This window comes from Kitasatospora sp. NPDC033851, from assembly GCF_055576085.1.
Genome location: NZ_JBVIRL010000012.1, coordinates 57696 through 83121 on the forward strand (window position 1 = coordinate 57696; position 25426 = coordinate 83121).

Below are 25426 nucleotides of genomic sequence, written 5' to 3' on the forward strand. Positions count from 1 at the left end.
TCGGCCGTTCGAGTGAGGGACGGCACAGGGACGGCATGAAGGACTGCGTGCATGAGTGAGTGCAAGGACGGCGGGTGGCGGCCCGGGTGGCGGCCCAAGGTGGGCAGCGCGACGATGAGCCGAGCGACGCCGGCCGACGACCGGTCGGGCCGCAGGCCGCCCCGGACACCGGGAAGAGGCTCCCATGACCCCCCACCCCCCGCCCACCTCCGCGCACCCGGACCCGGACCCGGAACCGGACCCGGCCCCGGAGCCGCCCGGTGCCTCCGCCGCGGGCGGGCGGGCCACCGCGCGGCGCTGGCGGGCGCTCGCGGTCTGCCTGGTCGCCGGGTTCATGACCCTGCTGGACGTCAGCATCGTCAACGTCGCCCTGCCGACCGTACGGGCCGGGCTGCACATGTCGGAGAGCGGCCTGCAGTGGGTGCTCAGCGGCTACGCGCTGGCCTTCGGCCTGGTGCTCGTCCCGTCCGGGCGGCTCGGCGACGCGCGCAGCCGGCGGGCCGTCTTCCTCGCCGGGCTCGCCCTGTTCACCGCGGCCAGCGCGCTGGCCGGCGCGGCGCAGAACCAGGAGTGGCTGGTGCTGGCCCGGCTGTTCCAGGGCGCGGCGGGCGGTGTGCTCGTGCCGCAGGTGTCCGGCTTCATCCAGACCCTCTTCCAGGGCGCCGACCGCGGCCGGGCCTTCGGCGCGCTCGGCGCCACCATCGGGCTGTCCACCGCCGTCGGGCCGCTGCTCGGCGGGCTGCTGATCCACCTGTTCGGCCCGCAGGACGGCTGGCGGTGGGTGTTCCTGGTCAACCTGCCGATCGGCGTCGCCGCCCTGCCGATCGCCTACCGGCTGCTCCCGCCGCCCCCGCCGGCCGCCGAGCGGGCCGGGCACCGCGACTTCGACCCGGTCGGGGTGGTGCTGCTCGGCGCCGGCACGGTCGCGCTGCTGCTGCCGTTCGTCCAGGAACAGCAGTGGCACAGCCCGGCCCGCTGGCTGCTGCTGCCGGTGGCGGCGGTGCTGCTCGCGGCCTTCGTCGGCTGGGAGGTGTACTACGGGCGGCGGCACGAACCGCTGGTGAGCATGGCGCTGTTCGCGGTGCGCCCGTACGCGGCGGGGGTGCTGCTGTCGCTGGTGTACTTCGCCGGGTTCACCGCGATCTTCTTCATCTTCACGCTGTACCTGCAGGCCGGACTGCACTACTCGGCGCTGGCGGCGGGCCTGGCGATCACCCCGTTCGCGGTCGGCTCGGGGGTGGCCGCGGCGGTCGGCGGGCGGTTGGTGAGCCGGCTCGGCCGACGGCTGGTGGTGGCCGGGCTGCTGCTGGTGCTGGGCGGGCTGCTGGCCTCGGCACTCGCGGTGCAGCTGTGGTCGGGGCCCCGGGTGGGCTGGACGACGGCGCTGCCGTTGCTGGTCGCCGGGGTGGGCAGCGGGCTGGTGATCGCCCCGAACCAGACGCTGACCCTCCAGCAGGTTCCGGTTGCCCGGGCGGGCAGCGCGGGCGGCGTGCTGCAGACCGCGCAGCGGGTCGGCTCGGCGGTGGGCATCGCGGTCGTCGGCTCGGTGTTCTTCGCCCATGCCCGCGGCCGCCACCCGGACTGGGCGACGGCCTTCCAGTTGGGCGTGGCGGTCGCGGCGGGCCTGGTGCTGGCGGCGTTGCTGGTCGCGGTGGCGGACACGGTGTCGGGGCGGTTTCCGAACCGGCGCGGCGCGGTAGGGAGTGGGTCGTGACCGATGCCCGAACGGACTTCCTGGCCGCGGCCCGCGCGGCCGAGCAGTTGCTGCGCCGCCCGGAGGTGGCCGAGGCGTGGCGCCGGCCGAGCGCGCTGGCGCAGTGGAGCGTCGGCGGGCTGGCCGGGCACCTGGCCTATCAGGTGCTGTGCGTGCCCGAGGCTTTGGCCGCTGCGGCGCCGGCCGAGGAGACGGTCGGCCTGCTGGACCACTACGCCCGGGTGGCGTGGGTCGGCGCGGCCCTCGACGCGGACATCAACGTGCGGATCCGGCAGGGCAGCGAGGCGTTCGCCGCCGACGGGCCGGCGGCACTGCACCGCCGGGTCGCCGGAGCGGTCGCGGACCTGACGGCCGCCCTCGCCGCGGCGGACGGCGCCCGGTCGGCCCGGCTGCCGTTCTGGGGGCCCTGGTCGCTCACCCTCGACGACCTGCTGGCGACCCGGACGATGGAACTGGCCGTCCACGCCGACGACTTGGCGGTCAGTGTCGGCGTTCCGACCCCCGGACTCCCGCCGGAGACGGCCGACGCCGTGGCCGGCCTGCTGGCCCGGCTGGCCGTCCGCCGGCACGGGTGGGTGGACGTGCTGCGGGCGCTCAGCCGGGCCGAGCGGGCGCCGGGGAGCATCGCGGCGTTCTGAGCCGTCCCCGGGCCCTCGGCCCTCAGTGGTCCCGGCGCCGGATCACGACCGCCGCGATCACCACCGAGGCGAGCGACCAGGCCGCGAAGGTGATCCAGGAGCCCGCGACGGTGGGTGGGTACTCGCTCGGGCGCTGGCCCGCCAGGGTGGTCCGGGCGAGGCGCTGCCAGGCGGGCAGCGGCAGGGCGTGCAGCAGGTCGGCCGTCCAGCGGTAGCGCTCGGTGACGAGGGACGGGACGAAGAACAGCACCACGACCGTGCCCACCACCGCGCCCGCGCTGTGCCGGATCAGCGTGCCGAGGCCGAGCCCGACCAGCGCGCACACCGGACCGAACAGGACGGCCGCCGCGACGTACCGGAAGGCGGCGGGGTCGGTGAGTGACTGTCCGATGCCGACATCGGACAGGATCGCCTGGGTGGCGCCGAAGGAGACGCCGACGCTGAGCACGCCGAAGCCGAGCATCACGGCCGTCAGCACGCACGCCTTGGCCACCAGCACCGCCCGGCGGTCCGGCACGGCCGCCAGGGTCGTGCGGATCAGCCCGGTCGCGTACTCGCCCGCGATGACGATCGCGCCGATCGTGCCCCCGACGAGCATCAGGATGTCGGCGGAGGGCAGGCCGAAGGCGGCGTTCAGCGCGACCTGCGCCATCATGACGGGGTCACCGTCGCCCGGCGTGGAGTGGTCGTGGGTGTACTGGGCGGACCTGAGGTTGGCGGCGACGACGGCCAGGGTGCTCAGGCCGAGCACCCACGGGATCGAGCGCAGCGACCAGAACTTGATCCACTCGGCGGCGAGCAGGTCGCCGAACCGGGCGCGCGGTTCGGCGCGGGCGGTCATGGCGTGGGCGGTCGCGGTGCTGTTCGTGCTTGTGCTGTTCGCGGTCGTGCTGGTCATCGGGGCTCTCCGGCGAGGTACTCGACGCTGTCGGCGGTCAGTTCCATGAACGCCTCCTCCAGGGAGGCGCCGCGGTCGGTCAGGGCGTGCAGCAACAGGCGCTGTTCCAGGGCGAGTTCGCCGATCCGGGTGGCGTCCAGGCCGGTCACCGCGAGGGCGCCGTCCGGGCCGGGGCGTACGGTGGCGCCCGCGGCCGCCAACACGGCGGCCAGCCGGTCGGGTTCGGCGGCCCGGACGGTGACGGCGGCCCGGCCCGCGCGGGCGGCGAACTCGGTGAGGCTCTCGTCGGCGATCAGCCGGCCGCGTCCGATCACCACCAGGCGGTCGGCGGTGTGCTCCATCTCCGCCATCATGTGGCTGGAGACGAACACCGTCCGCCCCTCGGCGGCAAGGCGGCGGAACAGTCCGCGCACCCACAGCACGCCCTCCGGGTCCAGCCCGTTCAGCGGCTCGTCGAAGAGCAGCACCGGCGGGTCGCCGAGCAGCGCGCCCGCGATGCCGAGCCGCTGCTTCATGCCCAGCGAGTAGCCGCCGATCCGCCGCCCGGCGGCCTCGGTGAGCCCGACCTCCGCCAGGACCTCCTCGACCCGCGCGGCCGGGACCGCGTTGCTCCGGGCCAGCGCCCGCAGATGGGCCCGGCCGGTGCGCCCGCCGTGGACGTCGCCCGCGTCGAGCAGCGCGCCGACGTGGCGCAGGCCGCGCGGGCGGCCGCGGAAGGTGTGGCCGTCGACGGTGACGGTGCCGGTGGTGGGGTCGTTCAGGCCGAGGACCAGCCGCAGGGTGGTGGACTTGCCCGCGCCGTTGGGGCCGAGGAAGCCGGTGACGTGGCCGGGCCGGACGGTGAAGGTGAGACGGTCGACGGCGGTCCGGCGGGCGTTGCCGCGGCCGTAGAGCTTCGTCAGCTCGGTGACTTCGATCATGGGCTCCACGGTGCCGGGAAAGCGGGTGGCGCCGCATCGGACCGGCGTCGACAGTGCGGTCACCCCCCGGCCGTACAACCACGGGTGGATGACGGCTCACCGGCCCGTGGTTACGATCTTGAACCATGTCCTCGACCCCCAAGCCGCCGCTGTTCCGGCGCGTCCCGCCCGAGATCTGGGTCGGGCTCGCCTGGTGCGTGGCCGCCGCCTACCCCGCCGTCCGGCTCGGCGGTGACGCCGCGCAGCACCACGGCGCCGCCGCGCACGGCGGATGGGCGTTCACCCTGGCCGACACGGCGGTGGCCTTCACCGGCGCCGCGCTGGTGCGCCGGCTGCCGGTGCTGTCGGTCGCCCTGCTGCTGATCGCCACCTGGACGGAGACCGACGGCTGGGCCGGGGGCACCCAGGTGCCGCCCGGCGCGCTGGTCGCCGTGGACACCGCGCTCTGCCTGATCACCGCCACCCGGTCGCGCCGCACCTCGCGGGCCGCGTTCGCCCTGGTCATGGGCTTCCTGGTGCTGCACATCGGCCTGGTCCACGGCAACACCGTCGGGGTCTTCACCGGCACCCACATCGGCTCCGCCGACGGCGCCGCACTGCTCGCGCTGGTCGCCTGGCTGGTCGGGCGTACGGTGCGGCAGAACCGGGAGCACGCCGAGGCGTTGAGCAGCCGGGCGGCCGCCGAGGCGGTCACCGCCGAACGGCTGCGGATCGCCCGGGAGATGCACGACACCGTCGCGCACAGCCTCGGCATCGTCGCGCTGCAGGCCGGCGCCGCCCGCCGGGTCATCGACAGCAGGCCCGAGCGCGCCAAGGCGGCGCTGGGCGAGATCGAGACCGCCGGACGGGACACCCTGGCCGCGCTGCGCCGGATGCTCGTCGTCCTGCGCCGGGCCGACGGCGAGGCCTCGGCCACCGCCCCGCAGGGCCTGGCCGAGCTCGACCGGCTGGCCGGGGCGACCACCGAGGCGGGCGTCCGGGTGGAGGTCCGGCGGCACGGCGAACAGAGGCCGCTGCCGCCGGAGATCGACCTCGCGGCGTTCCGGATCATCCAGGAGTCGGTCACCAACGTGGTCCGGCACGCGGACGCCGACGCCTGCGAGGTCTCCGTCGACCACCGGACGGCGGGGGAGCTGTCCGTCGAGGTCACCGACCGGGGGCGGGGCCGGGGGCACGGCACGGGCACGGGCAGTGGCTTCGGGCTGGCCGGGCTGCGCGAGCGGGTCGCCCTGCTGCACGGCGAGTTCGCCGCCGGGCCGCGCGCCGACGGCGGCTTCCGGGTTGCGGCCACGCTGCCGGTGCCGGTGCCGGTTCTCGCCGCCGCGCTCGCGGGGGAGGCGGGCGCATGATCAGGGTCGTGCTGGCCGACGACCAGCCACTGGTGCGGGCCGCGCTCGAGATGGTCATCACGGAGACCACCGACGTCGAGGTGGTCGGCGAGGCGGGCACCGGGACCGAGGCCGTCCGGCTCGCCGCCGAACTGCGCCCGGACGTCGTCGTGATGGACATCCGGATGCCCGGTATGGACGGCATCGAGGCCACCCGGCTGGTGACCGCCGCCGGCGGCCCGACCAGGGTGGTCGTGCTCACCACCTTCGACGAGGACGAGCACGTCTACGCGGCGCTGAACGCCGGGGCGTCCGGGTTCCTGGTCAAGGACATGGCGCTGGAGGACATCCTGGGAGCGGTGCGGGTGGTCGCCGCCGGGGACGCCCTGATCGCGCCGAGCGTCACCCGGCGGCTGATCGGCGCGTTCGCCGGCGCCCGGCCGCCCGAGCGGGTGCCCGGCCCCGCCGAGCGGGGCGCAGCCCTCCGCCGGCTGGAGGCGATCACCGACCGGGAGCGGGAGATCCTCACCCTGGTCGGCCGCGGCCTGTCCAACACCGAGATCGCCGCCGAACTGGTGCTCAGCATCGCCACCGTCAAGACCTACATGACCCGGCTGCTCGCCAAGCTCGACGCCCGCGACCGGGTGCAACTGGTCATCCTGGCCTACGAGGCGGGCCTGGTCTCCGTCCCCGGGTGACCGGGCCCGCCGCTGACGGCCGCTCAGCGCTTGATCGCCACGCCCGCGTACATCGCGATGTCCTGGTCGCGCACGGGTGCGGCGTCGGCGTCCGGGCGCCAGTGGTGGACCAGCGTGACGCCCGGGTCGAGCAGCTCGAAGCCGTCGAAGAAGGCCTCCGTCTCGGCCTTGTCGCGGATCTGCAGCGGGATGCCGCGCGCGTTGTACTCCCGGCCGACGCCGCCCACGCCGACCGGGTCGGTGTCGCCGGTGAACACCGTCAGGGCGAGGACGCTGCCGGGCGCCAGGGCGGCCATGAAGCGGCGAACGATGCCCTGCGGGTCGTCCTCGTCCAGCACCAGGTGGACGATCGCGATCAGCGACAGCGCCACCGGCTGGGAGAGGTCGAGCACCTCGCGCAGCCGGCGGTTGTTGATGATCGACTCCGGGTCGCGGAAGTCGGCGTCCACGTAACAGGTGCGGCCCTCGGGCGTGCTGGACATCAGCGCCCGCGCGTGGTTCAGCACGATCGGGTCGTTGTCCACGTACGCGACCCGGGCCTCGGGCGCGACCGCCTGCGCGACCTCGTGCACGTTCGGCGAGGTGGGGATGCCGGTGCCGATGTCCAGGAACTGCCGTACGCCGTACTGCTCGGCGAGGTGGCGCACCGAGCGCTGCATGAAGTCGCGGGTGGTCCGCATCGAGATCGGCAGCGACGGCCAGGCCCGGACCGAGGCGTGCGCGGCGACCCGGTCCGCCTCGAAGTTGGTCTTGCCGCCGATGAGGTAGTCGTAGACCCGGGCGGAGTGCGGGACGTCCATCCGCAGGTCCATCGACGGGTAGTGCTCCTGCGGACCGCGTTCCGCCCGGACCTCGTTCGCCATGCTCGCCCTCCCGTTGCTGGGAACCCGTCACCGGCCGCCGTGGTGGCTGCCCTTGGTGCGCATGGTAACGGTCGATCGGTATGACGAGATGACGAACCCTCGGCTCTGGCCCTCAGGTCTGGCCCTCAGCCTGGTTCTCCGGCTTGGCTCTCAGGCCGGGGCCTCCGGCAGGCTCGGCTCCACCAGCGCGCCGCCCGGCTGCCGGGGGACGGCCGCCGGGTCGGAACCGCCCCGGCGGTGCGCGGCGAGTTCGAGCGCGGCCCCGATCCAGGCCGCACCGAAGGACCACGTCGCCAGCCACTCGCACAGGAACAGCGGCCGCACCGACCAGTCGGCACCGACCCCCGTCGCCCCGGCCGCGACGGAGAGCACCAGGGCGACCAGGATCAGCACCCCGGCCACCAGGTAGGCCGCGCTCACCCGGGCCGGTTGGGTGGACCGGGGATTGCGGAAGGAGTAGAGGCAGAACATCGCCAGCATCACGAACAGCAGGCTCGCGAAGACCAGGTGGAACACCCCGATGGTCCGCCGGACGTCCGACGCGCCGTCCGGCGACGTCGGGCACAGCGCGACCCCGATCGCGAAGAGCCCGGCCGCCGTGCTCCAGCGGTCGTCCCGGCGGTCGAAGCGGTAGCAGATCAGGAACACTCCGAGCGCGCACAGGGAGCCGACGAAGACGTTCCGCGTGTCGGTGTAGTACGAGGCGCTCATCGAGCCCGGCCAGAAGCCGTCCGTACTGCGCCCCGTCACCTCGGCGGCCAGCCAGTTGCCGAACGGCAGGGCCGGTGGCAGCAGAATGCCGATCAGCCCGACGCCGAGACGGAGGAACGTGACGGTCCGTTCGTCCTGGACACCCCGCCGGGTGTCCGAAGCCTGCTGCGCGCGTGAGTCATGAGTCACGGACGCCTCCTTGCCTTTCGAGAGCGGCTGTCACCTGGTGTACCCGTTCCGGCAGGTGGGGGCACCTCGCGAGCCGGAAGGTTTTCCGACAGCTCGACAGCTCGACAGCTCGACAGGCCGACGTCCCGACAGTCGACGGCCGGACAGCCGACAGCCCCGGCGTGGGCGGACCACGCCGGGGCTGTCGGCCGTCGGACCGTTCTCAGGCCTTGAGGGGGTTGGCGGTCACGTCCACCATGGACTTGCGGAGGTCGGCGGTGCCGTACGTGTTGAAGTGGGCGACGCAGGCCAGGACCAGGAGCCGGGAGATCCGCGGATCGTGGATCCGGACGGCGTAGGTCGCCCGCACCCCGGCGTGACGGGTCAGTTCGAAGCCCGCCGACTCGGCCGACCGGTAGCGCAGCTCGAAGGGGAGGGCGGCATCGACCACGCCGCTGCCGAGCAGGGGAAGGCTGCCCCGCGCCTTGTTGGCGAGGCCGACGGGTTCGCCCTCCAGGACGGTGAGGCCGTTCTGGTCGAAGGTCCACACGTCGTGCCGCCAGGACCGCGAGCGGTGGCCGACCCGGCCGATCAGCGTCCGGTCGGCCCCTATGGCGGAGAAGTTGTTGACGTGGCCGATGAGTTGCCCGAGTCCGGGCCCGGCGAAGACCTGGTACGGCGCGCTGTGGTCGTAGGCCGCGTCCTTGTGCATCCGGGCCACCGGCCCGGGCGAGCCGTCGGCGTGCACCAGGAAGGTGGTGTGGGCCCGCCCGTAGTCGATGGCGACGGTGAAGGCGGTGAGGGAATCGATCATCGGCGATCGCCTCCGTGGTTCACGGCCGGCGGTCCGGCCTTGGCGATCAGGGAGTTGAGCAGGGCCGCGCCGCGGTCGGCGTCGTCGACGCTGACCGCGAAGTCCGTGCCCTTGCGGGTGCGGACCACCAGGCAGGTGCCCCGGCGCAGCATAACGGTGGTGCCCAGGCGGCTGATCCGGTAGCCCCAGCCGCCGGCCTGGGCGGGTGTGCGCACCTCGACCCGCGCCGACTCGAGCTCGGCGGGGGACCAGTGCCGGGCGGGCCGGCCGAACGGGCCGAAGCCGACCGTCAGGCCCCGGGCGGTCACCCGCGCCTGCACCGAGGAGCAGGCGAGGACGGCGACGGCGGGGAACGCGAACGGCAGGACGATCGCCCAGTCCAGCGCGGTCAGCCCGCTCGCGGCCGCCAGCACACCCGCCACCGCGACCAGCCCGAGCACGGCGGCCAGCAGCTGCAGCCACGGGTTCGCGGCCCGCGAGAGCCAGACGAACCGCTCGCCCGCCGGCACGTCCAGCGCCGGCGCCCCGGCCGCCGGACGCTCCTCGGCCCGGCCCCCGAACCGGCGGCCCGCCAGCCAGGCCAGCGCCCCGGCGGCGGCCGTGGCCACCAGGACCAGGACCACCTCGATGCCCATCGGCGCGGCGTCCTGCCAGCGGGCGCGGTCCAGGTTGGCGTGCACGACGGCGGTCTGCGCCCCCGTCAGCAGCACCCCGCCGGCCGCCAGTGTCGCCGCCCCGCAGCCGGGCGACCGCTCGGCGCAGTACCGCTGCAGCAGCACGGAGACCAGCACCAGGACCAGCCAGAGTCCCGCCGGGAACAGCGCGGCCCCCGTCAGTGACATCGAACCGTCCGGGTCCCGTCCGCCCCAATGGGTGGCCAGCGGGTCCGGCAGCCGGTGGCGCGCCGCCAGCGGCAGCGCGACCAGCAGCGCCAGTACGCCGACCGACCAGGCCGCCGCGCCCCAGAGCGCGCCCCGGCCCCCCGGTTGGTGCCCCTCTCGGTGCCCCTTCTCCCGGTGCCCCTTCGCTATGGGCCCCTCGTCCCTCACGACATCCCCCTGATCATGTCCACGAGATCGTTCGTGCTGTAGCCGGCCCGGGCCGCGTCGTCGACCAACTGCCGTACGCGATCAGCGATTTCGGCGCGGGTGTCGGCGCCGGTGGCGATCGTGATGCCACGGCCCCGGCGGAACTCCAGTACCCCTTCGTCCCGCAGGGTGCGCAGTCCGCGCAGCACGGTGTTGGTGTTCACGCCGAGCGCCCGGGACAGCTCCCGGGCGGGTGGCAGCTTGTCCCCGGGGGCGCACTCGCCCTCGGCGACGGCTCGGCGGATCGCGCCCGCCACCTGCTCGTGCAGGGGCCGGGCGTCTCCGATGTCCAGCTTCAGCAACATGGTGCTAATGACACTAGCACCATGGGCGTTTTCTGCCGACCCGGGGATCCATGGTGATCCGGGCGGTCCGGGCTGCCTCCGCCCGGCCTCGGCCGGCCCGCACACCCGCGCCGAACGGACGGCGTATGGGCGGCGTTGGGATCGTCGCGTCGGGCGTCAGGGAGGCATCAAGAAGGGCCGGCGGACGCCCGGGCCGACGGTTGGGTGGAGCTGTAAGGCCACCACGACACGAGGACGGATCATGCACGGCAACGGGCGACACCAGGACGGCGGGGCACCCAGGGTGCTGGTCGGAGTCAGCGGGTCGCTGGGGAGCCTGGCGGCCCTCCACCGCGGGGTGGCCGAGGCGCGGGCACGGGGTGCGGAACTGCTGCCGGTGCTGGCCTGGGAGCCCCCCGGCGGTGAGCACGGCTACCGGCGCTCGCCCTGCCCGCCGCTGCTCGCGGCCGTCCGGGAAGCCGCCGAACAGCGCCTGCACGAGGCCCTCGACTCGGCCTTCGGCGGCGCCGACCCCGGGGTGCCGCTGCACCCGGTGGTGATCCGCGGCGAGACCGGCCCCGCGCTGGTCCACCTCGCCGACCGGCCCGGTGACCTGCTGGTCCTCGGGCAGAGCGGAGGCCTGCGGCGCCGCGGGCTGCGGCGCCCGGTGTCCGCGTACTGCGTGCGGGCGGCGGGCTGCCCGGTGCTGACCGTACCGGTGCCCGGACTGCTCGCCGAACTGCGCGAGCTGGAGGCGATCCACCGCCGGTCCCGCCGGTCCCGCCGGTCCCGCCGGCACCTGCCGGTCGGCCCGGCGCCCGAACTCCTCCCGGCGAAGCGGTAGTCGGCGGCACGGATGTCCTCGACCCACCCGGGCGGCACGCGGCGCGCCGCCCCGACCGCCGAGCCGGAACGGCTGGTCGTCCGTCAGAACGGCTGAGCGATGTCGGTGAGCACGCCGGCCAATCCGTCCAGCAGGGCCCGGTTGGTGTCCCGGGCCAGTGGGGTGTCGACGTGGATGGTGTTGACGAACAGGCCGTCGTCGGTGCGGTGCAGCCAGTGCAGGAGCCCGTTGCAGCCGGAGACCCAGACGTGCATCCGGGCCCGCTGGGCGGCGTGCAGGTCGGCACCGGGCAGGCGGCGGAAGTCGATGTAGGAGAAGAAGTTCACCGCGTGCGGCCAGTAGTGCAGTCGCGCGTACTCGGCCGGGGCGAGCAGCCGCCACGCCTTCACGAAGTGCACTCCGGCGTGGGCCTGCGCCCGCCCGTAGGCGTCCTGGGCAGCGGTCAGCACGTCGGCGAAGCCGGCCCGCTCCCCGACCGGGAACTCGATCGGCAGGGTGTTGATGAACCACCCCATGGACTCGGCGTAGACGCCCCGGTCGCGCTCGTTGACCGGCACCAGCCCCCGGTACTCCGCCGGTCCGCCCAGCTGCCGCAGGGCGAGCGCGACGCCCGCGAGCAGTCCCATGGACAGCCGCCCGCCACGGGCCCGGCAGGCGGCGCCGAACTCCTCGGTCTGGCGGGCGGTCAGCAGCCGTTCGGTACTGGCCAGCGGCGCGTACAGCCGGCCGGGCCGTACCCCGAGGTCGAGCGGGAAGCGCGGGAACAGGCCGTCGTTGCGGTCGCGGAAGGCCCGCCAGTAGTCCAGCCGCGCGTCGTCGGCGTTCATCGCCCGGTTGGCGCGGCGCTGGGTGCGGCTGAACTCCAGGTAGCTGCCGGGCTCCTGCTCCTGAGCGAGGCCCCGGTAGGCGGTGGTGATGTCGTTGACGGCGATCGCGCTGGAGAGGCCGTCGGTGACGAGGTGGTCGCACGAGAACCAGACCGTGGTCGACTCCGGCCGCACGACCGCGCCCATCGTGATCAGCGGCCAGGCGAGCGTGTCCACCTCCCGGAACGCCTCGTGGAGGTGCCCGGTGACCTCGGCGGGAGTCTCCAGCGGGCCGACGTAGTCGTGCTTGAGGGCCACCTCGTCGGGCGTCAGGACCTCGCAGCCCAGGTCCCCGCCGAGCGGCTGGTAGACCGCCCGGAGCACCTCGTGCCTGCGCACCAGGTGGAGAAACGCTCCTTCCAGCGCGTCCAGATCCACCCGTCCGGGGAGCTCGAAGCTGGCCGCGACGTAGGACCGGATCGGTTCGTCGATGCTCTGGGCGTGCTGCGCCACGGTGAAATGTTTCGCCTGGTTGTAACCGGTCGTCCGGCGCGGAGCCGGCCCCCCGTCACCGGTCAGGGAGACCAGGTGCCACCGATGGGCCTCGCCCGGGTCGATCTCGGAGTCCTCGACTGAGATTTGGAGCATTCCGCCTTCTTCTGCCTGTCGTCGCCGGGTGGTGTCCACAGCAGTCGCGCACCGGCCTACCAATCGATGCCGTACCAACCGGCCCAGCCGGTCATCGGATACGGCCACCGGGTACGGCCTTCGCCCGATCGGGTGATGGGCGCGGGGGCCGTCGCCGGCACTGCCGACGGAACGGCACGGCGTTCGGGCGCGAGCTGGGGGCGCGACGTGGCAGTCGGTGGTGTGAGAGCGCACTGCCGTCATAGTGCCGGCCGAGCACCTGTGCGCTCCCGGAGCCGTCGCCACCCCGCCCGGACAACTCCTAGTCGTCCGACGGCAGTTCCTTCGGGACGGCGATGACGTCGACCAGGGCCCCGTTGCGCAGCACCGTGAGCGCCAGCGGGCGGCCGATCGCGTCGGCCAGCATCAGGCGCTGCAGGGACTGGGCGCTGCTCATCGGCTCTCCGGAGGCGGTGAGCAGCAGGTCGCCCTCGTGCAGTCCGGCGTGGCTGGCGGGGGCGTCGGCGATCACCTCGACGATCCGCAGGCCGGTGTGCTGCCCGGTGCGGTGGCGCAGGGCGGGCGTCCGCGGGGCGGGCACTCCGGCGAGGCCCAGGTAGGCGCGGCGGATCCGGCCCTCGGCGAGCAGGGCGGCGATGATCTGCCGACTGGTGGCGTCGATGGGGACGGCCAGGCCCAGCCCGTTGCCGGCCACCGCCGTGGTGATCCCGACGACCTCGCCGTTCGCGGTGGTCAGCGCGCCGCCGGAGTTGCCGGGGTTGAGGGCGGCGTCGGTCTGGATGACGTTGTCGATGACGCGCACGGCGCTGCCGGAGCGGGCCGGGAGCGAGCGGCCGAGGGCGCTGACCACGCCCGCCGTGACCGTCCCGGCCAGCCCGAGCGGGTTGCCGACGGCGACGACCAGCTGCCCGACCCACAGGGCGGTGGCCTCGCCGAGCCGCACCGGCGTGGGGGTCGGGCCGTCGGCGCGCAGCACGGCCAGGTCGGAGAGCGGGTCGGCGCCGATGGTGTGGAAGGGGGAGGTGGTGCCGTCGGCGAAGGCCAGCGTCCCGGCGTCGGCGTGGCCGACGACGTGGGCGTTCGTGAGCAGGAAACCGTCGTCGGTGAAGACCACCGCCGAGCCGAGCGCGGTGCTGAACCAGCCGCCCCGGCCGCGCCGGGGGACCTGGAGCGCGGCGACGCGCGGCGTCACCGCGGCGGCCACGGTCGTGACGATCCGCGAGTAGGCGTCCAGCGCCTCGGCGGCTGTGTCGTCCGTCGCCGCTGCGTCCTCGATGGTCGCGTCCGCAGTGGGTACGTCCGCAGTGGGTGCGCCCTCGGCGGGTGTGTCCTCGGAAGGTGTGTCCTCGGGGGCGTGCTCGGGCCCGGGGAGGGTGTCGGCCACGGTGCTCACCCCTTTCGCCGGCGCGGGCTCTCCCGCTTCCAACAACGGTGCGCCGCCGATGCTTCCGTCACCGGCTCCTGATGCCGACTTGACGTGCGGGCGACTACAAAGCAGAAGCAAAGCGGGCGTATGGTATGGGCAAAGCCACCTGGGTGGGGAGGGTCCGATGGAGACCACGCTGGAAGCGGACTGGCACGCGCTCGGCACCACGCGCGGCGGCCGGCTCGGGACGGAGCACCTGCTGGCCGCGGTGGTGGGGTCGGGTGGCCCGGCCGGTGCGGCCCTCGCTGCCGCCGGGGTCACGGAGAGCGCGCTGCGGGCGCTGTTGCGCGACCGAGACCGAGACCGCGACCGTGACCGCGACGGCGGCGACCGGAGCGCGGACGACGAGGCCGGCGCGGGCGTGCCCGCCCGGGAGGTCCTCGGTTCGGCCGGGGCCCCGGACCTCGTCCTGACGGGCGCCGCCGCCCGCGCGCTGTCCGCCGCGGTGACGTCGGCCCGGCACGGCGGCGAGCGGAAGCTCACCGCCGAGCACGTCCTGCGTGCCCTGCTCGCCGACGACCGCACCCGCGCCGCCGAACTGCTGCGCGCGGCGGGCGTCGCACCGCAGACCGTCCGGGAGCGTCTGGACGGGGCGCCTTCCCAGCCGGGGGGCGTGCCGACCGCACCAGGCTCACCGACCACCCCAGGCGCACCGACCGCGCCGGGCGCACCGACCGCGCTGGACCCGTTGCTGCTCCCCACCCGGGACGCGCTGCTCGGCCGTCGGTCGAACCGACGCCCGCTCTGGAAGAGGTTGTTGAAGCCCGGCACGGCTCGTGCGGCAGGTCCGGCGGCACCGTCGTCGGACTGGATCCGGCGGGAGACGGACGAACAGGCGCAGCGCCTCGGCCGTCGGACGCCCGGTACCGAGCACGTCCTGCTCGCCCTCCTGGCCGTCCACGAAGTCCTGGGCCGTCAACCGCAGCCGGACGTGGACGACGCCGGCGGCGAGCTGCTCGCCCGGGCGGGCCTCGACTACGCCCGGGCCCGCGCGGCCGTCACCGCCGGGACGGTCGCCCTCCCGGCCGATCCGCGTTCCGTCGAGGCGTACCTGGCCGGCGCGGCGCCCGGCCCGCTGGTGCGGATGCTGCTCGACGAGGACACCCGGGCCCGGCGGCTGGTCGAGGCCCTGGGCGTGGGCCCGGGCGCGGCCCTGGGCGGGCCCGGTGGTCGGCCGGAGGGTCAGCCCGTGGTGTAGCCGCCGTTGGCGAAGCGCTCCGCGGGGCCCGGGCCCCGCGGAGCGCACCGGGACTGCTAGAGCGCCGTGGCGGCGAGGGCGATCGAGCCGAGCACCGCCAACACCCCGAGTGCGAGGAACCCGTACTCCAGCCCCACCCGCTCCCGCCCGTCCACCAGCACCTGCCGGGGATCGGCCGGGTCGTAGCGGACCCGCACGTAGCGGCCGTCCGGCAGCGGGTGGCGGGCGGTGGAGGGCACGGGGGAGAAGACCTCGACCACCCGGCCGTCGGCCGTCTCGAACTCCAGCAGCGGACGCGGCGGCAGCGCGCGGTCCTCCGGGCCCGAGGCGCGGGCGCGCACCAGTGCCGACGCCGGGACGCCGACCCGGCGCAAGCGTCGCAGCTCGCGCAGCCCGACCATCCCGGCGAGGTAGGCGACCACGCCGCCCAACGCGCCGAACACCACTACGGCGAACCCGGCCGTCCCGCCCACCGCGCCTCCCTGCCCGACGATTCCCCGAGCTTCCCGAGCTGCCCTGGCTGCCCGAGGCCCCCGGGAGCTGCCCGAGGGTTCCCCGAAGCCCAGTATCGCCCACCGGCGGCACTCTTGACGCTCCGGAATGGTCCAGTCCACTGTGTAGTGGCATGTCCCTGTCGCTGACGAAGGAAGCAAGCGGCCTCGACCACCGAAAGGAGCACCGTCCGTGAAGCCGCAGTCCCCCCGCGCCCTCGGCGTCGTCCTCACCGCTCTCGCCCTCGGCGCCGCCGCCCCCGCCGCGACGGCCGAACCGGCGGCTCCGGCCGCCCCGGCCGCGACCGTCGTCAAGGTCGGCACCGCCAAGCAGCTCCAGGCCGCCCTCGCGGCCGCCGCGCCCGGCCAGACCATCCAGCTCGCCGACGGCACCTACTCCGGCAGCTTCAAGGCCACCGCGCCCGGCACCGCCGCCGCCCGGATCACCCTGACCGGCTCGGCCAAGGCCGTGCTCACCACCCCGACCGGCGGCGGCTACGGCCTCCACCTCGACGGCGCGAGCTACTGGACCGTCCACGGCCTGACCGTCACCGGCGCCCAGAAGGGCATCGTGGCGGACGCCGCGAACTACGTGGTGCTGGACGACGTCACGGTCCACCACACCACCATGGAGGGCGTGCACTTCCGCAACTCCAGCGCCCACGGCACGCTGCGCGACTCGCGCGTCCACGACACCGGCCTGGCCCGGGACGGCCTGGGCGAGGGCGTCTACGTCGGCACCGCCAACACCCTCTCCGACCGCAGCGACCACGTGCAGATCGTCGGCAACACCTTCGGCCCGAACATCGGCGCCGAGAACGTCGACCTCAAGGAGGGCACCACCGGCGGCCTGGTCTCCGGCAACTCCTTCGACGGCGACGGCCTCACCGGCCGCAACTACGACGACTCCTGGGTCGACGTGAAGGGCAACGGCTACGTCATCGAGAACAACACCGGCAGGCGCACCACCGATGACGGTTTCCAGACCCACAGCGTCCGGCCGGGCTGGGGCTGCGGCACGGTCTTCCGGGGCAACCACTCCGACCTCACCGGCGCCACCGGAGCGGACCGGTACGCGATCGACGTGACCGACTACGACGCCGCGACGTGCACGGTGACGATCGGCGCGGGCAACACCGTCACCGGGGGCCGGGGCCTGGTGAACCCCGGCGTCCCGGTGGGGTAGCCGCTGTACCTCTGGGTCGGAGGGGCGGGAGGCGGAGGGGTCGGGGGTCGGGAGGAAGCTGCTACAGCTCGCCGAGCGGAACGTTCGGGTCGGCCAGCGCCTTGGAGTCCACCACCCGCCCCGAGCGGACCAGTTCGCGGATCGGGTCGGTGACGTCCCAGACGTTGACGTTCATCCCCGCGCGCACCCGGCCGCCGGACAGCCAGAACGCGATGAACTCGCGGGTGGCCGGGTCGCCGCGGAAGACCACCTGGTCGTAGCCGTCCGGCTCGACGTAGCCGACGTACTCCATGCCGAGGTCGTACTGGTCCGTGAAGAAGTAGGGGACCCGGTCGTACACCGCGTCCGGCTGTCCGAGCAGTGCGCGGGCGGCGGTCTGCGGCTGGTTGAGGGCGTTGGCCCAGTGCTCGACCCGGATGTGCCGGCCGAACAGCGGGTGGTAGGCGTTGGCGACATCGCCGGCCGCGTACACGTCCGGGTCCGAGGTGCGCAGGTGCCGGTCGGTCTTGATGCCGTTGTCGACTTCCAGTCCGGCCGCCTCGGCGAGCCCGGCGGCGGGGGCGATGCCGATGCCGACCACCACCGCGTCGGCCGCCACCGTCGTCCCGTCGGCGAGCTTCACCCCGTTCACCGTGCCGCCGTCGCCGGTCAGTTCGGCCACCTTGACGCCGAAGCGCAGGTCCACGCCGTGGTCCCGGTGCAGGTCGGCGAAGACCTGGGCGACCTCCCGGCCGAGCACCCGCAGCAGCGGCAGTTCGAGCGCCTCCAGCACCGTCACCTCGGCGCCCGCCTGGCGGGCCGCGGCCGCCACCTCCAGGCCGATCCAGCCCGCGCCGATCACCACGATCCGGGCGCCCGGCCGCAGCACCGCCTTGATCCGGTCGCTGTCGTCGACCCGGCGCAGGTAGAGCACGCCGTCCTGGTCGGCGCCCGGCACCGGCAGGCGGCGCGGCACCGAGCCGGTGGTCAGCAGCAGCTTCGCGTACTCCACCCGGCCGTCGTCGGCGAGCGTCACGGTGTGCCCGGCCGGGTCGATCGAGGACACCGCCGTGCCCAGGCGCAGCGTGACGTCGTGCTCGGCGTACCACTGCGGCGGGTGGACGTAGATCTTCTCCCGGGGCGTCTTGCCCAGCAGGTAGCCCTTGGACAACGGCGGCCGTTCGTACGGGCGCTCGTGCTCCTCGCCGATCAGGACGATGCGGCCCTCGTACCCGGCCTCGCGCAGCGCCTCGGCGGCCTTCGCGCCGCCCAGGGACGCGCCGACGATGACGATCGGGCGGTCCTGCCCGCCGCCCGCCCCGGTGCTGCCGCCGGTTCCGGTGGTGCCGCTGTCCGTGCCCGCCATGCTCGACTCCTCGTTCTCCGGCCGTGGATCCGGGGTCAGCCTGCCGCCGTCCGGGTGGTGTGTCGAGGCCGCGCCGGGCGCGCCGCGCCTCGCCCGCCCGTACGGGTGAACGCGGGGTCGGGGTGGACGACCGGCCCTATGGCGTCATCGCGTCCCTGACCAGTGCGGTGTCGGTGAACTGCTCGAAGCGGACGATCCGGCCGCCGCGCACGGTGAAGTGGTGGGCGACCCGGACCGCGAGCGGTTTTCCGGTGGTCTTGTGGACGGCCGTGTAGCGGGCCAGGACCACGACGTCCTCACCGTCCACCACGTAGGTGTCGTCGTGCGCGGTCCAGTTGTCCCACTCGGCGGCCAGCCGCTCCATCACGTTGGTGGTGACGCCCTTCGGGGTGCGGTGGGTGCCGGCCAGCGGGAAGCCGGCCATCTCGGTCCACTCGACGTCCTCGGCGAGCGTGGCGCGCAGCGCGGCCAGGTCGCCCCGGGCGGAGGCCAGGTACTGGCGGCGGACCACGTCGGCGGGGGCGGCGGACTCGGCGAAGGTGGCGACGTCCCTGGGGATCTCGATCATCGCGTGCTCACCCCCACGCCATCTCGCCCATGACGACCTTGGTGCCGATGTCCACCGCGATCCGCAGCCCCAGCTCCGGGAAGCGCCGCTCCAGGCCCTCCTTGGCGGCGGCCGCGTCCGCGGCCCGGCCGATCTCGGTCTCGAAAGCCCGCAGGTAGGCGCGGGTGTGGTCGACGGCGTTCAGGTCGGTGGGCGCGCCGGCGACCCGGTGGCCGGCCGCCACCCAGGTCGGATGGAGCGCCTCGATACCGTCCAGCAGGTCGATCCAGGCGGCCCGTTGGGCGGAGCTGGGGGTGTCGGCCGTCCACACGTGCAGGCCCTCGAAGAGCAGGACCCCGCCGAGCACGGCGCGGTGGTGGTGCTGCCAGAGGTAGTGCCGGTCCGGCAGGTGGAAGTCGGCGCCGCGCACCTCGAACCGGTGGCCCTCGAAGACGATTTCGTCCCCGGCCAGCACCTCGGGCCGCACCAGCCGGGTGGGCAGCTCGGGGCCCAGGTGGGACCAGGCGCGCAGCTTGGCGTCGAACGTCTCCTGGATGTGCTCGACCGTCGAGGGGGTGGCCAGGAACCGGGCCTGCGGGAAGGCGTCCTGGACCTCCTGGGCGCCGAAGTAGAAGTCCGGGTCGCCGTGGCTGACGAACACGGTGGTCAGCCGCTTGCCGCCGGCTCTGATCCGCTCGACCAGACGGCGGCCGTCGGACCGGGTGAACCCGGCGTCCACCAGCATGGCGTGCTGCGGGCCGGTGACCAGGACGGAGGTCTTGTTGAGCGAGCTGTCGGGGCTGTCGATGATCTCGAAGTCGAGTGCGCTCACGTTGGACTTCCTTCCTCGGGCCGGGCACGCCTCGCGGCCAGCATCGGCGCTCGGCGCGGCGCCCGCATCCGGAAAGCGTCGGCGCTGGGCACGGCTCCCGCATCCGGAAGGTGTCGGCGCCAGGCACGGGGTCCGGCCTAGGCGCGGGTCCAGAGCGTGAGGTCGCTGCTGGTGGCCACCGCGAGGGTCCGGCCGGTGGGGGAGAAGCCGGCGGCGCGCAGGGTGGACCAGCCGGAGTTGAAGACGTGCCACCAGCACTCGGCGTGCTCGCCCTGCCACGGGCCCCGGCCGGTCGCGAGCAGCACCCGGTGGTGCGGCCACTCCGGGGCGGTGACCTCGACGTGCCAGCCGCCCTCGGAGCTGGTGTGCAGGCCGCCGCCCCACGTCCCGGCCACCGGGATCCGTACGTCCGAGACCTGGCCGAGGCCGGGGCAGCAGAGGTCCGGGCCGTCCGGGTCCTCCTCCGGGTCGTAGTCGCGCGCCACCTTGAGGCCCGTCACGGCGTCGAACAGGCCGTGCCCGCCGGACGAGACGGTCAGCACCAGGTCGTGCCCGCTCTCCGGGTGGACGGCGAAGCCGATGCCGAGCAGCCCGCCGACCGGGATCAGCCCCCGGCCGACCGGGCGCCACGGCTCCGGCGGGGCGGTCACCTCGGCGGCCAGGATCCGGTCCCGGAGGTGCTGCTGGTACGGGGTCAGGGCCATGCCACTGATCATCCCACCCGCCGGCCGACCCTACTGTGCCGGGCCCAGCCGCAGCACCGCCAGCGCCCCCAGCGCGGTGGCGGCGGCGAGCGGCAGCCACAGCGCGCCCGGACCGGCGGCCAGCAGGGCCGTCACCACCGCCGGCGCGGCCGCCCGGCCCACGCCCATCGACAGCTCCCAGCGGGCCAGCGCCCGCCCCAGCAGGTGCGGCGGGGCGACCGCCGCGACCAGCGCGGTACCCGAACCGGTGTAGAGGATCTCGCCCAGCGTGTACAGCACCGAGACCACCGCGATGCCCGCCGTCCCCGGGGTGCCGCCCAGCGCCCCGGCCCCCCAGAAGCCCAGGTACGAGACCGCCAGCAGTGCCCCCGAGGCCGCCAGCACAGCGCGCCGCGAACGGTCCGCCAAGCGCAGCACCAGCGCCAGCTGCAGGGCGATCACCAGCACCGTGTTGCCCACGAACAGGCCCGAGGACCACGCCGGGGAGGCGTGCAGGTGCAGCACCAGCAGCGCGGGCAGCGCCACCTCCAGCACGTCGAAGCAGAACGCGTACGGCAGATTGGCGAGGCTCAGCAGACTGATCCGGCGCAGTGGCGCGCGCCGCTCCCGGGGACCGTCGTGCGCCGCCTTCGGCGCACCCTCCTGGCGGGCCCGCACCCGCAGCGAGGCCACCAGTGCGGCGGCGACCAGGCAGGCCGCGCCCGTCACCCCGGCCAGCAGCCGGATCGCGCTCGCCCCGCCGCTCACCGCCACGGTGGCCAGCAGCGCGCCCAGGCCCAGCCCCGCGTTGCGCACCGACCGCCCGGCGGCGAGCGCCGCGTCCCGCAGCCGTCCGTCGGTCAGCGTGCTCACCACCGCGGCGTGCGTCGTCGGCCAGGACTGGCTGCCCACCCCGAACAGCACCGCCGCCGCCGTGAACCCCGGCAGGCCGTCCGCGAGCAGCAGCGTCAGCGCGCCCGCCGCCCGCAGCAGCAGGGTGACGGCCGCGGGCAGGGTCCGGGCGCCACGGTCGATCCAGCGGCCGGTCAGCGGCACCACCAGCAGGCCCGCGACCATCCCGGCCGACAGCGCCAGCCCGACCGCCCCCGCGCCCAGGTGCAGCACGCCGACCCCGTACAGCAGCAGGAACGGTCGCAGCATGCCGCCGCCCACCGCGTCCACCGCCAGCGCGACGGCGTACCGGGGCCCGCCGGCGGCGGTCAGCAGGCTCAGCAGCGCGGACGGGCCCCGGCGGCCCGCACCGATCGGCGGGGCGGGCGGCTCCCCGCCGCGGACGGCGGCGTGGTCATGGACGGACTTCTCCTGAATCAGGCTCATGGCCGGTACCGTCCGCCCCGGCCGGGCCGCCTGGCACGCCGATTGACGGTTCCCGTCAATCGGGGGCGGACGTGGCGGCACGGGGTGACAGGATCTGCCGCGTGAGTGAGCGAAGCGAGGCAGGCATATGAGTGTGACCATCGACATCACCGGCTTGTCCGACGAACGCCTGCTCTTCACGCCCTCCCCGCTCGCCGAGCTGAACGCCATGCTGCACGTCCTCGCCGAGCCCGCGCACCACCCCGCGCTGCACGGCTGGGCGAGCAGCACCACCGCCGCGATCCCGCCGGAGCTGGCCGAGCGGCTCCTGGAAGCCGACTTCCTGTGGCGCTCCTCGCGCGCCGACTTCCTCGTCCCCGGCCTGCCCGGCGCCACCCTCGCCGAGGAACTCGACGCCGTCGACCGGATCGACGACGAGCTGTACGTCACCGGCGCCCTCATCACCACCTGCGGCTCCTCCCGGCTCAACCGCCGGACCGCCTCCCCGCTCACCGACCCCGCCGCCAACGAGCTCGCCCGCGACCTCGCCCTCGCCCGCGGCCCCCGGCAGGCCGCCTTCGCCGACCGGCTGCTCGCCGACCCGCCCGCCGTCCGGGCACTGGTACGGCGAATGCTGGAGGACTGCGTGCCGGCCTTCTTCGCCGACGCCTGGCAGCGCGTCCTGCCCGACCTCGCCGCCGACGCCCGGCGCAAAGCCGACCTGCTGGCCCGCCGGGGCCTCGGCGAAACACTCGCCGCCCTCTCACCGTCCGTCACCCTCGACCAGGGCGACGGGCGGCGGCGGATCGTCATCGACAAGCTGCAGGACTCCACCGCCGGCGCCGCCGACAGCGGAGGCGTCACCTTCATCCCCACCGCCTTCGGCCGCCCCCACCTCCTGGTCGTCTACGCCCCCGGCTGGCGGCCCGTCCTGCAGTACCCGACCGCCGAACCCGGCCTGCCCGAGCCGGTCTCACTCGCCCTCGTCCAGCAGCGCCTGGAGGCGCTCGCCCACCCCGTCCGGCTGCGCCTCGCCCGCACCATGGCCCGTGGCCCGCACACCACCGTCGAACTGGCCTCCGCCTGGCATCTCACCGCGCCCGAGGTCTCCCGCCACCTGGCCGTGCTGCGGAAGGCCGGGCTGCTCACCACACAGCGGCGCGGGCGGTACATGCTCTACCAGCTCGACCTGGCGGGCAGCGCCCGGCTCGGTTCGGACTTCCTGGAGGCGGTGCTCCGGTGACCCGGCGCGCGGCACGGGAACGGCGGCACGACGGCAGCGGCCGTGCGGGAACAGCGGGCAGGGGGAACGCGTTCGTCCGGGCATGACCGACGACGCTGCCGCCTCCTCCGGCTCCTCCGGCTCCTCGCCCGAGATCCTCCGCTACGCCGCCTTCGCCACCCGCCCCGAGGGCGGCAACCCGGCGGGCGTGGTGCTCGACGCCACCGGGCTGACCGATCCGCGGATGCTCGCCATCGCCGCCGAGATCGGCTACTCGGAGACCGCCTTCCTCACCGCCGGCCCGGCCGAAGGGGCGTACCGGGTACGGTACTTCAGCCCGCTCGCGGAGGTGCCGTTCTGCGGGCACGCGACGGTCGCCGCCGCCGTCGCCCTTGCCGAGCACATCGGCCCCGGGCGGTACGCCTTCGCGACGGCCGCCGGGGACGTCCCGGTCGAGGTCGAGCGCGGCACCGACGGACTGCTGCGGGCCACCCTCACCAGCGTCGAACCGAAGGTCGAGGAGGTCACCGCGGCCGATGTCGAGGAGGCGCTCGCCCTGCTCGGCTGGGCCGCCGCCGACCTGGACCCGGCCCTGCCGCCGCGCATCGCCTACGCCGGTGCCCGGCACCTCGTCCTCGCCGCCGGCACCCGCGAGCGGCTGGCCCGCCTCGACTACGACTTCGACGGCCTGGCGGACTACATGCGGGCCCGCGACCTGACCACCCTCCAACTCGTCCGGCGCGAGACGCCCGAGGTCTACCACGTCCGCGACCCCTTCCCGGTCGGCGGCGTGGTCGAGGACCCGGCCACCGGCGCCGCCGCGGCCGCGTTCGGCGCGTACCTGCAGGAGCTGGGCGCGGTGGCGGCCCCGACGGTCCTGACGCTGCACCAGGGCGAGGACCTGGGCCGCCCGGGCGTGCTGCGGGTCGAACTGCGGGCGGAGGACGCCCGCGTGCGGGTCTCGGGTACGGCGGTGGCGATGCCGTGATGGCGATGCGGTGAGGCCGGGGGCCGGGGCCGTCAGGGCGAGGGCTGCGGCAGGACCTGCCCGCCCTCGCCCGCGGCTCCTCGAAGTCGGCCAGGTAGCGGTGGAACAGCTTCTCGCCGACGGTCACGCGTTGGCGCCCGCCTGGCCGTTCCGTACGGCGAGGCGGCGCTCCAGCGTCGCCCGGTGTCGCCGGCCGCGGGGGATCCGCCCGCCGCGGTGGTGGCGGGCAGCGCCCGTGCGGCAGACGACACCAGGACGGGCGTCACTCCGCCGGATCGATCCGGTAGCCCCCGCGGGCCGAGTGGAGGGTGAGCGCCTCGACCGGGCAGAAGTCCACCGCCTCGGTCAGCTCATCCGTCAACTCGGCGCCGCCGTCCGCGTATTCGGCCAGCGGCGCGGCGAGCCCGTCCGCGCCGAGGGCCAGCGAGTCGGGTGCGCTGCGAGCGCACATTCCGGAGCCGATACAGCGGTCCCGGTCGACCCGGACGATCACCGGTTCGGTGTCGGCCCGGCCCGTCACCAGCTCACCCGCAGGGAGTTCGGGCTGCGCGTGAGCAGGCCGCGCCGCCAGTCGATCCGTTCGGCCGCGTCCGCCATCCGCAGGGCGGGCAGCCGGCGGGCCAGTCGGTGCAGGGCGAGCTCCAGCTCCATCCGGGCCAGCCAGGCGCCCAGGCAGTGGTGCGGCCCGGCCCCGAAGGTCAGCATCGGCGCGGCCGGCGGGGAGAACAGCTCGGTGCGCAGGTCCCCGGTGAAGACGTCCGGGTCGTGGTTGGCGGCGGCCGTGTCGGCGGCGACCACGTTGCCGGCCGGGATGACCACCCCGCCGATCTCCACCTCCTCGACGGTGCGCCGCATCAGTCCGGGCATGTGCTCGTGGGCGTCGCCGAGCGGGACGGCGCGCAGCAGCTGCTCGGTCGCGGCGGCGGCGCTGGTCTCGTCGGAGGCGAGCTGCTGCCAGGCCTCGCGGCCGTCGGCGAGCAGGTAGACCAGGGCGTTGCCGAGGCTGGTCATGGTGGTCTCGTGGCCGGCCACGACCAGGCCGATGACCAGCGCGACCAGCTGCGCCTCGGTGATCGAGCCGTCCTCGGCGGCGGCCGCGAGCAGGCCGCTGACCAGGTCGTCACCAGGCTCGGCCCGCCGCTCGGCGATCACCTCGGCGCCGAAGGCGGAGAACTCGGTCATCGCGGTGCCGATCGCCTCGGCGGTGTAGGCCGTGGTGGAGAGCGCGTGGTCGCTCCAGTGGGCGAGCCGCTTGGTGTCCAGGTTGTCCAGGCCCATCAGTCGGCTGATCACCGCGACCGGCAGCGGCCGGGTGTAGGCGGCGACGATGTCGGCGGGGGAGCCGTGGTCGATCAGCTCGTCGATGAGCGACTCGACGACGGATGCCACCCACGGCTTCCAGCGGGCTATCGCGCGCGGGGTGAAGGCCCGCTGCACGGTGCGGCGCAGCCGCTGGTGCTCGGTGCCGTCGATGTTCAGCATGCTCTGCGGGTCGTCCAGGATGTTGGGCGTGACCGTGACCGGCGGCGCGTCCGGCGCGTAGAGCGGGGCGCGGCCCAGGCGCGGGTCCGTCAGCACCTGCCGCACGTCGGCGTGCCGGCTGACCAGCCAGACCGGCGTGCCGGTGGGCAGCGCGGCGAGCCGGGGCGGGCCGGGCTCCAGGTGGCGCAGGCAGTGCAGCGGGGGAAGCGGGGCGGTGCCGGTTCCGGCACCGGTCGCACTGTTCTCGGTGGACATCCGTACTCCAGACTCCAGGGCGGGGCCGCGGG

General features: G+C 74.8%; 26 protein-coding genes. 9 read left to right on the plus strand and 17 right to left on the minus strand.

The genetic code is table 11. The features are described 5' to 3' along the window. The first annotated feature begins 334 nt into the window (after positions 1 to 334). Together ACZ51D_RS22925 and ACZ51D_RS22930 are read left to right on the plus strand one after the other, a co-directional pair. Positions 335 to 1714 carry an MFS transporter gene (locus ACZ51D_RS22925; protein WP_465663460.1) on the plus strand — a complete coding sequence of 460 codons (1380 nt, stop codon included), beginning with the start codon at positions 335 to 337 and terminating at the stop codon, positions 1712 to 1714. Then, positions 1711 to 2352 carry a maleylpyruvate isomerase N-terminal domain-containing protein gene (locus tag ACZ51D_RS22930; RefSeq protein WP_465617893.1) on the plus strand — a complete coding sequence of 214 codons (642 nt, stop codon included), beginning with the start codon at positions 1711 to 1713 and terminating at the stop codon, positions 2350 to 2352. The genes ACZ51D_RS22925 and ACZ51D_RS22930 overlap by 4 nt, the downstream gene beginning before the upstream one ends. A gap of 22 nt (positions 2353 to 2374) precedes the next feature. On the opposite strand, the gene ACZ51D_RS22935 is transcribed toward ACZ51D_RS22930, so the two are convergent. Then, entirely contained in the window at positions 2375 to 3250 is an 876-nt protein-coding gene (locus tag ACZ51D_RS22935; protein ID WP_465663408.1) for an ABC transporter permease subunit, read from the minus strand. Beyond that, positions 3247 to 4170, minus strand: a complete 924-nt coding sequence (locus ACZ51D_RS22940) for an ABC transporter ATP-binding protein (RefSeq protein WP_360493745.1) — start codon at positions 4168 to 4170, stop codon at positions 3247 to 3249. Before ACZ51D_RS22940 ends, ACZ51D_RS22935 begins: the two co-directional genes overlap by 4 nt. Positions 4171 to 4295: 125 nt before the next feature. Here ACZ51D_RS22940 and ACZ51D_RS22945 point away from each other — a divergent pair, with 125 nt between their 5' ends. Then, positions 4296 to 5519 carry a sensor histidine kinase gene (locus ACZ51D_RS22945; RefSeq protein WP_465663409.1) on the plus strand — a complete coding sequence of 408 codons (1224 nt, stop codon included), beginning with the start codon at positions 4296 to 4298 and terminating at the stop codon, positions 5517 to 5519. Beyond that, on the plus strand, positions 5516 to 6196 hold the full coding sequence (locus ACZ51D_RS22950; RefSeq protein ID WP_465663410.1) for a response regulator: 681 nt from the start codon (positions 5516 to 5518) through the stop codon (positions 6194 to 6196). The genes ACZ51D_RS22945 and ACZ51D_RS22950 overlap by 4 nt, the downstream gene beginning before the upstream one ends. 23 nt (positions 6197 to 6219) lie before the next feature. Here ACZ51D_RS22950 and ACZ51D_RS22955 read toward each other — a convergent pair whose 3' ends face one another. The 5 genes from ACZ51D_RS22955 to ACZ51D_RS22975 form a co-directional block, all read right to left on the minus strand. Then, a complete protein-coding gene (locus ACZ51D_RS22955) occupies positions 6220 to 7059 on the minus strand; it encodes an SAM-dependent methyltransferase (protein WP_396287848.1) in 840 nt (279 codons plus the stop codon). 150 nt (positions 7060 to 7209) lie between these two features. Continuing rightward, the gene (locus tag ACZ51D_RS22960; RefSeq protein WP_465663411.1) at positions 7210 to 7959 is read right to left on the minus strand and encodes a hypothetical protein; all 750 of its coding nucleotides are present in this window, start codon (positions 7957 to 7959) and stop codon (positions 7210 to 7212) included. 202 nt (positions 7960 to 8161) lie between these two features. Then, positions 8162 to 8752, minus strand: coding sequence for a hypothetical protein (locus ACZ51D_RS22965; RefSeq protein ID WP_465617905.1), 591 nt, complete (start codon positions 8750 to 8752; stop codon positions 8162 to 8164). Then, the gene (locus ACZ51D_RS22970; RefSeq protein ID WP_465663412.1) at positions 8749 to 9801 is read right to left on the minus strand and encodes a DUF1648 domain-containing protein; all 1053 of its coding nucleotides are present in this window, start codon (positions 9799 to 9801) and stop codon (positions 8749 to 8751) included. Before ACZ51D_RS22970 ends, ACZ51D_RS22965 begins: the two co-directional genes overlap by 4 nt. Continuing rightward, positions 9798 to 10145, minus strand: a complete 348-nt coding sequence (locus ACZ51D_RS22975; protein ID WP_360493762.1) for a GntR family transcriptional regulator — start codon at positions 10143 to 10145, stop codon at positions 9798 to 9800. Before ACZ51D_RS22975 ends, ACZ51D_RS22970 begins: the two co-directional genes overlap by 4 nt. 241 nt (positions 10146 to 10386) lie before the next feature. Here ACZ51D_RS22975 and ACZ51D_RS22980 point away from each other — a divergent pair, with 241 nt between their 5' ends. Further along, positions 10387 to 10968: a universal stress protein gene (locus ACZ51D_RS22980; RefSeq protein ID WP_465663413.1), complete on the plus strand. Its 582-nt coding sequence runs from the start codon at positions 10387 to 10389 to the stop codon at positions 10966 to 10968. An 83-nt stretch (positions 10969 to 11051) separates the two neighbouring features. On the opposite strand, the gene ACZ51D_RS22985 is transcribed toward ACZ51D_RS22980, so the two are convergent. Then, complete coding sequence (locus tag ACZ51D_RS22985) at positions 11052 to 12422, minus strand: condensation domain-containing protein (RefSeq protein ID WP_465663414.1); 1371 nt, start codon at positions 12420 to 12422, stop codon at positions 11052 to 11054. A 301-nt stretch (positions 12423 to 12723) separates the two neighbouring features. Further along, entirely contained in the window at positions 12724 to 13806 is a 1083-nt protein-coding gene (locus tag ACZ51D_RS22990; protein WP_465663415.1) for a S1C family serine protease, read from the minus strand. Positions 13807 to 13972: 166 nt separating this feature from the next. Between ACZ51D_RS22990 and ACZ51D_RS22995 the strand changes: the two genes are divergently transcribed. Beyond that, positions 13973 to 15046, plus strand: coding sequence for a Clp protease N-terminal domain-containing protein (locus ACZ51D_RS22995; protein WP_465663416.1), 1074 nt, complete (start codon positions 13973 to 13975; stop codon positions 15044 to 15046). A 56-nt stretch (positions 15047 to 15102) separates the two neighbouring features. Here ACZ51D_RS22995 and ACZ51D_RS23000 read toward each other — a convergent pair whose 3' ends face one another. After that, complete coding sequence (locus ACZ51D_RS23000) at positions 15103 to 15519, minus strand: DUF3592 domain-containing protein (protein ID WP_465617918.1); 417 nt, start codon at positions 15517 to 15519, stop codon at positions 15103 to 15105. A 211-nt stretch (positions 15520 to 15730) separates the two neighbouring features. Here ACZ51D_RS23000 and ACZ51D_RS23005 point away from each other — a divergent pair, with 211 nt between their 5' ends. Then, entirely contained in the window at positions 15731 to 16723 is a 993-nt protein-coding gene (locus ACZ51D_RS23005) for a right-handed parallel beta-helix repeat-containing protein (RefSeq protein WP_465617920.1), read from the plus strand. A gap of 61 nt (positions 16724 to 16784) precedes the next feature. Here the strand turns inward: ACZ51D_RS23005 and ACZ51D_RS23010 are convergent, their stop codons facing one another. The 5 genes from ACZ51D_RS23010 to ACZ51D_RS23030 form a co-directional block, all read right to left on the minus strand. Then, a complete protein-coding gene (locus ACZ51D_RS23010) occupies positions 16785 to 18068 on the minus strand; it encodes an NAD(P)/FAD-dependent oxidoreductase (protein WP_465617922.1) in 1284 nt (427 codons plus the stop codon). Positions 18069 to 18204: 136 nt separating this feature from the next. Continuing rightward, positions 18205 to 18636 carry a nuclear transport factor 2 family protein gene (locus ACZ51D_RS23015; protein WP_465663417.1) on the minus strand — a complete coding sequence of 144 codons (432 nt, stop codon included), beginning with the start codon at positions 18634 to 18636 and terminating at the stop codon, positions 18205 to 18207. Between the two features lie 7 nt (positions 18637 to 18643). Beyond that, positions 18644 to 19447 carry an MBL fold metallo-hydrolase gene (locus ACZ51D_RS23020; RefSeq protein WP_465617926.1) on the minus strand — a complete coding sequence of 268 codons (804 nt, stop codon included), beginning with the start codon at positions 19445 to 19447 and terminating at the stop codon, positions 18644 to 18646. Positions 19448 to 19584: 137 nt separating this feature from the next. Further along, the gene (locus ACZ51D_RS23025; RefSeq protein ID WP_465663418.1) at positions 19585 to 20151 is read right to left on the minus strand and encodes a hypothetical protein; all 567 of its coding nucleotides are present in this window, start codon (positions 20149 to 20151) and stop codon (positions 19585 to 19587) included. A 30-nt stretch (positions 20152 to 20181) separates the two neighbouring features. After that, positions 20182 to 21468, minus strand: coding sequence for an MFS transporter (locus ACZ51D_RS23030; RefSeq protein WP_465617930.1), 1287 nt, complete (start codon positions 21466 to 21468; stop codon positions 20182 to 20184). A gap of 127 nt (positions 21469 to 21595) precedes the next feature. Here ACZ51D_RS23030 and ACZ51D_RS23035 point away from each other — a divergent pair, with 127 nt between their 5' ends. Together ACZ51D_RS23035 and ACZ51D_RS23040 are read left to right on the plus strand one after the other, a co-directional pair. After that, positions 21596 to 22690, plus strand: coding sequence for a DUF5937 family protein (locus tag ACZ51D_RS23035; protein ID WP_465617932.1), 1095 nt, complete (start codon positions 21596 to 21598; stop codon positions 22688 to 22690). An 82-nt stretch (positions 22691 to 22772) separates the two neighbouring features. Next, on the plus strand, positions 22773 to 23657 hold the full coding sequence (locus tag ACZ51D_RS23040; protein ID WP_465663419.1) for a PhzF family phenazine biosynthesis protein: 885 nt from the start codon (positions 22773 to 22775) through the stop codon (positions 23655 to 23657). A 262-nt stretch (positions 23658 to 23919) separates the two neighbouring features. Here ACZ51D_RS23040 and ACZ51D_RS23045 read toward each other — a convergent pair whose 3' ends face one another. Further along, complete coding sequence (locus tag ACZ51D_RS23045) at positions 23920 to 24177, minus strand: ferredoxin (RefSeq protein WP_360493802.1); 258 nt, start codon at positions 24175 to 24177, stop codon at positions 23920 to 23922. Further along, positions 24174 to 25394, minus strand: coding sequence for a cytochrome P450 (locus tag ACZ51D_RS23050; RefSeq protein WP_360493805.1), 1221 nt, complete (start codon positions 25392 to 25394; stop codon positions 24174 to 24176). The genes ACZ51D_RS23045 and ACZ51D_RS23050 overlap by 4 nt, the downstream gene beginning before the upstream one ends. Positions 25395 to 25426 lie beyond the last annotated feature (32 nt).